Genomic DNA, 4,566 nt, shown 5'->3' on the forward strand with positions numbered 1-4,566 from the left:
CACTTCCATCTCGCCATCACAACAAACATAAATCCCCAGAATTATCAGGACGATTCGTTGATATAATATTAACTGTTATGTGGGAAATGGCAAAAATACTATCATTGTTTGCGGTGATTCTTCTAGTTACTGCGTGTGGACAATTGGATCCGAACGATCAAATTGACGAGGGAGAAATCGTTGAAAATGTATATCGTAGTGAGGAAATTGGTTGGACGATGGAAATTCCCAATGGCTGGAAGCTTTTGACTCGAGAACAGGTTGACGGTTATGAAAATAAAGGAAAAGAAATGTTATTAGATGCTTTTAGTGAAGATTTCGATTTTGACGGATTGAAGAATCTACTACATTTTCAGAAAGATCAATTCAACGTATTTCAGTCAACATCTGAGCCGTTTTTGGAAGAATATAAAGGGGAGTGGAGCGAGAACAATCGTGCCTTGAAAGACGTATTGTTGGAGACGGATAGGAGCCAGGGGATCCAGGTCGAATCATCTGAAATAGAAATAGAAGAAATTGATGGTGTGAAGTTTGAAGTCTATAATATTGTGCTCAAAGCACCTAATGGGAAAGTCGTGGTTACTCAGACTATGTATTCTAGTCTGATAAACGGTTATGATTTTGGTGCAAATATGACCTATAATAGTGATGGGGCACGGGACGTTATGTTAGGCGTGTGGAAGAAGTCGAAATTCGTACGAACACATAACAAATCGGTGCAGACAATTCCGTGAGGTTGGTGCCTCACTCCATGTCTGACCTCTGACGATATGGGGTAAAAGAGAATAGCCTCTTTACATAAGAATCAGTTCGTCTTAACGCAGAGAATTTCTTCCCCGTTTTTTTTCGCATCCGACGAAATATTGCCCCGATAATCAGCCCACGAAAGTAAGTATTTCTCACCCAAATCCGAGTTTTCATCTGCACCTATCCGTGGCAAAAGAGTACCTTCCTTACGCCCGCTCGTTGCGCTTGCTCAAGACGCAAAGAAACTGTTTCCGCGTCCTTTCTGCGCCTTCCGCGGCTCGATCATCTATCGCTCCGACCGATCCGTCGCCTGAAATCTCTCACGGAGGCGCCAAGGCACGGAGAAAAGTTTTGCCAGTATTTCCCCGCCGGATACCAATCGAGACCTGAACCTGCTGACGTTCGAATAGAAAGCGGCATGACGCACCACTCCTTCACCCAATCCCACGCCAGCGGCCACCCATATCCAGCCGGTGGCCCCAATGTCGGCTAGCGCCGCCATCAGGTCACCTCATCATTCGACGGAAAGAAAACACGACTTGCCCCAAGGCCAGAACTGACCTACTTCTAATCATCATGGAAATTGCCAAGTCATACATCACAGACGAAGAAGGCTCCGTAAAAAGCGTCGTCATTGACCTCGATGTATTCACGAGAATCGAAGAAGCCCTTCTAGATCACGGACTTGCCAAGGCGATGGAAGAAGTGAAAGAAGATCCAGAAATCTCTGCTGAGGAAATGAAGAGAATCCTCAGTGAATAATGGAGACCTCATTCAAGAGGGCTTTTGCACGGGATTTGCGTAAGATTCCCCATCAGAAAAGAGAAAAAATAGAAGAATTTGTCTTCGAGACAGTGCCGCAGGCAGAATCGACGGAAGACCTCTCTCCAATAGTAGCCCTCTCAGGACACATTGAATTCTATCGGAAAAGATTTGGTGACTACCGAGTCGGATTTGGGATCTCGGAAGGAAAAGTGATTTTCTACCGAGCACTTCACCGCAAAGAAATATACAAAAGATTCCCATGAAATCGAAGTCGAACCAGTCGGAGTAGCCAACGACTAAGCTTCGCTTAGCCGCAGCTATCCTCTACGTTGTAGTGTCCGTATAAAATAAGCAGTGAATCTGGCGGTATTCCGCTTCACAGCTCGAGCGTCAAAAAGATAGTCCAGCTTGGAATAGTTCGCTTGATCAGCAACAAACTTGCGATATTTTCGCCGTCTAAGCTGCTGCGCTCGTTCGCTGGTTCATCAAGCGATAGGCTTCGGCTGGAGTTTGCTGGGCTGAATCGTTTGGTAGGGATGATTACGTATCATGAGTTACGTGACGCCTGGCAGAAGCAGTCTCAGGTCACCGTGGTGGATTTCATTGCTGATCAGGAATTGGTGTATGTGCATCCAGACCAATCGATCCGAGATGTGGCGAACACCCTTGTGGTCCAGGATAAGATGCGGGTGCCAGTAGTCAGTCAGACCCCGAGCGCCTTATCGGGATTGTAACATTGCACGACGTGGCCAGGCAGCAAAACGCGATAGAGGACCAAATCGAACGGGGAGAGTAGACGCTATCAGCAGAAATAAATGAGCTGAACTGTTCGCTGCGGCCTCACGCCGCATCCACGACGGCCTTTCCGATTCCATTCCCTTCTATTCCCGATTCGCACCGCTCCTGTCCTTCTCGAGTGATCATTGACTTTGGATCTTCGGGTCTTGAGCGCAGCGGGCGTGATATTCAACGCGATCCATTCATGACATACAAACTCTCTGGCCGACTCACTCGTCGCCGCACAACCCCGACGTTTGCTCACATGAGCATAGATGTCGTTCCTATATCAAACGCTTAGGAATGAGAGTAGTCACAACTCTCAGCAGATTTATCCGTGAGAGCGCCAACACACTCGCGAAATAAGCAGGCACAACTATCGCTTCCTTCGACGCTGTGCTTTCTCCTCGGGCTCCAGGCTTTTGGCAATAGCACGGGTCCGAAGCGAAATTTCTTCAGTCCAATCGCACCCCACTCCGACATCTTTTGCAAGCCTCGACCATCGAGCTATAGCAGCTTCGATGCGCTCAATAATACTTGATACATCGTGCCTAGAAATCGACAGCTTCTCACCCACCCGCTCCAAGTCGGCACGATTTAACTCATCAGATGCCTTTTGGTCTACCAGCATGTAATTCCGAGCATAAATGTTGTTTGAAAAAATCACGTCGTAAGCTGGTGTGATTTGCCAGTCTCCACCCTTCAACATAAATGAAAAATTCTTAGCGTGATCGTCGCGGCAATGAGCCATCACATTGAAGACCATCCGCCGGAATTGTTCCACGACATGTTCTTGATTTTTAGTGAGGTCGTAAGTCGTTTCCAATAGATCCATGTAATCGAGATCATTATCGGAAAAATCTAAATGGCCGAGACCTGCATAAGAATGAACGTGGTAACGCTCATTGGGATCTTCAAGGCCTCGATCGAAACGCCTCACCGCGTAATGCTTGATTCCTTCCGTATCTAAGACCAGGCGCGTCTCCGGCATTTGAATACCTGCCTCTTTAGCCATCAGTGAGTACGTGTATTCAATTAGGCCGATGTCAGGATGCTTTGGATCCGTAAATTTCAATAACCATGGCTCAGAGCCATCAGGAATCTTTCCGCTGCCGGTCCTGATTATTTCACCTGGATCTCTGTCGATCGCAACAAGAGCTTTAGGCGCGGCCCCGCCAGCAGTACTACCGGAAAGGAGTAAAGCTTTATCCACGCGGCCTTTGACATTTGATATTCTACGCGATTCTCGGGCTGCTTTCACCAAATCAAATGGCTCTCCATTATCCACGTATCCAGTCGCCGGTTCATAGGTCAATGCCCCCATAGTACGTTTGCCAAGGTAGGCCAGCAATTGGATGTCCGAGAACATGCGCTTTCCTTCTTTGGACAAGTGTTTCGCAATGACCTCGCGCCCGTACTTATCAGGCAATGAATCGACGAATAAACCAGGCAAGTTATTCCCCGCCCATCGAAAGGGTTTAAACGGTGCTTTTTGGAGCGGGAGCTTGTAGGGAGACAACTCTATGCCTTTACGAGCAAACAGAATATCGTATCCAAAATACACACCTTCAGGGGCAGAAACAAGTTGCCCCACCCGTTCTTCTCCAAGCATCACGTTAACATTCACTCACTGAGACCTTTCACACGTTTCTTGATATCTTCGATGGTTTCCGCTTCATCAGTCGCGAAAACGCCCTGGAGGGCGCTTAAATCACCCAGGATTCCCGCAACCTTCAGAAAGGTATCTACTTTCCAACTACCATTGGCCTCAAGACGCTGATAGGTGTTTAATGATACTCCTGCTCGTTTCGCGAGCTCCTCCTGGGTATATCCGGCCGCTTTTCTGGTTCTGACCAAACCATCGACCAAATCTTGCTTTGCCTTAAACGGAGTAAGCCTTTTCATATCCCATTTTTGGGGTATTAATTTAGTTATTGCAAGATTTTAAACCATTTTTGGGGTATAAAAAGCATCTAGAAAAGACTATGGATTTTAATTCATAAAACACAACTTCCCCACAATTTTGACCACAGATTACGCAGATATTCACAGATCTTTTTGAATAAGAGAGATTTACGAAAAAGAGAATCGTCCACAAAATTCTGTGGGATAAAGCGTATGGATACTTCGCCAAATTGAAGGGTATTCATGCAACTATCATCCTTCTAGAGGATAATCATAAACACCTAATAAAAAAATACCACAGCCATCCCATAAGACCTGATGGCGGAGATCAAACCTGAGTATTGATGGGCTGTAGCGGTTGATCGTGTCTAT

Annotated in this window: 6 protein-coding genes; 4 read left to right on the top strand and 2 right to left on the bottom strand. The window is 46.5% G+C overall.

Annotation, left to right across the window (positions count from 1 at the left end):
• From HRU10_14945 to HRU10_14960, 4 genes are all read left to right on the top strand, one after another.
• A partial coding sequence (locus tag HRU10_14945) for a hypothetical protein (GenBank protein NRA28529.1) occupies positions 1-734 on the top strand: 734 nt, incomplete at its 5' end.
• A 589-nt stretch (positions 735-1,323) separates the two neighbouring features.
• The gene (locus HRU10_14950; GenBank protein ID NRA28530.1) at positions 1,324-1,509 is read left to right on the top strand and encodes an antitoxin; all 186 of its coding nucleotides are present in this window, start codon (positions 1,324-1,326) and stop codon (positions 1,507-1,509) included.
• The gene (locus HRU10_14955; GenBank protein ID NRA28531.1) at positions 1,509-1,775 is read left to right on the top strand and encodes a type II toxin-antitoxin system RelE/ParE family toxin; all 267 of its coding nucleotides are present in this window, start codon (positions 1,509-1,511) and stop codon (positions 1,773-1,775) included. The genes HRU10_14950 and HRU10_14955 overlap by 1 nt, the downstream gene beginning before the upstream one ends.
• A 273-nt stretch (positions 1,776-2,048) precedes the next feature.
• Complete coding sequence (locus tag HRU10_14960; GenBank protein ID NRA28532.1) at positions 2,049-2,246, top strand: hypothetical protein; 198 nt, start codon at positions 2,049-2,051, stop codon at positions 2,244-2,246.
• A gap of 419 nt (positions 2,247-2,665) precedes the next feature.
• On the opposite strand, the gene HRU10_14965 is transcribed toward HRU10_14960, so the two are convergent.
• Together HRU10_14965 and HRU10_14970 are read right to left on the bottom strand one after the other, a co-directional pair.
• Positions 2,666-3,901 (bottom strand): type II toxin-antitoxin system HipA family toxin, encoded by a 1,236-nt coding sequence (locus HRU10_14965; GenBank protein ID NRA28533.1) that lies wholly within the window; start codon positions 3,899-3,901, stop codon positions 2,666-2,668.
• Between the two features lie 11 nt (positions 3,902-3,912).
• Positions 3,913-4,194: a helix-turn-helix transcriptional regulator gene (locus tag HRU10_14970; protein ID NRA28534.1), complete on the bottom strand. Its 282-nt coding sequence runs from the start codon at positions 4,192-4,194 to the stop codon at positions 3,913-3,915.
• Positions 4,195-4,566 lie beyond the last annotated feature (372 nt).

The organism is Opitutales bacterium (genome assembly GCA_013215165.1).
Taxonomy (GTDB): Bacteria; Verrucomicrobiota; Verrucomicrobiia; order Opitutales; family JABSRG01; genus JABSRG01.

Bases quoted from the DNA above. Each gene is read 5' to 3' on its own strand.
- HRU10_14950 (NRA28530.1), top strand. From the start codon at position 1,324: ATGGAAATTGCCAAGTCATACATCACAGACGAAGAAGGCTCCGTAAAA.
- HRU10_14955 (NRA28531.1), top strand. From the start codon at position 1,509: ATGGAGACCTCATTCAAGAGGGCTTTTGCACGGGATTTGCGTAAGATT.
- HRU10_14960 (NRA28532.1), top strand. From the start codon at position 2,049: ATGATTACGTATCATGAGTTACGTGACGCCTGGCAGAAGCAGTCTCAG.
- HRU10_14965 (NRA28533.1), bottom strand. From the start codon at position 3,901: ATGCTTGGAGAAGAACGGGTGGGGCAACTTGTTTCTGCCCCTGAAGGT.
- HRU10_14970 (NRA28534.1), bottom strand. From the start codon at position 4,194: ATGAAAAGGCTTACTCCGTTTAAGGCAAAGCAAGATTTGGTCGATGGT.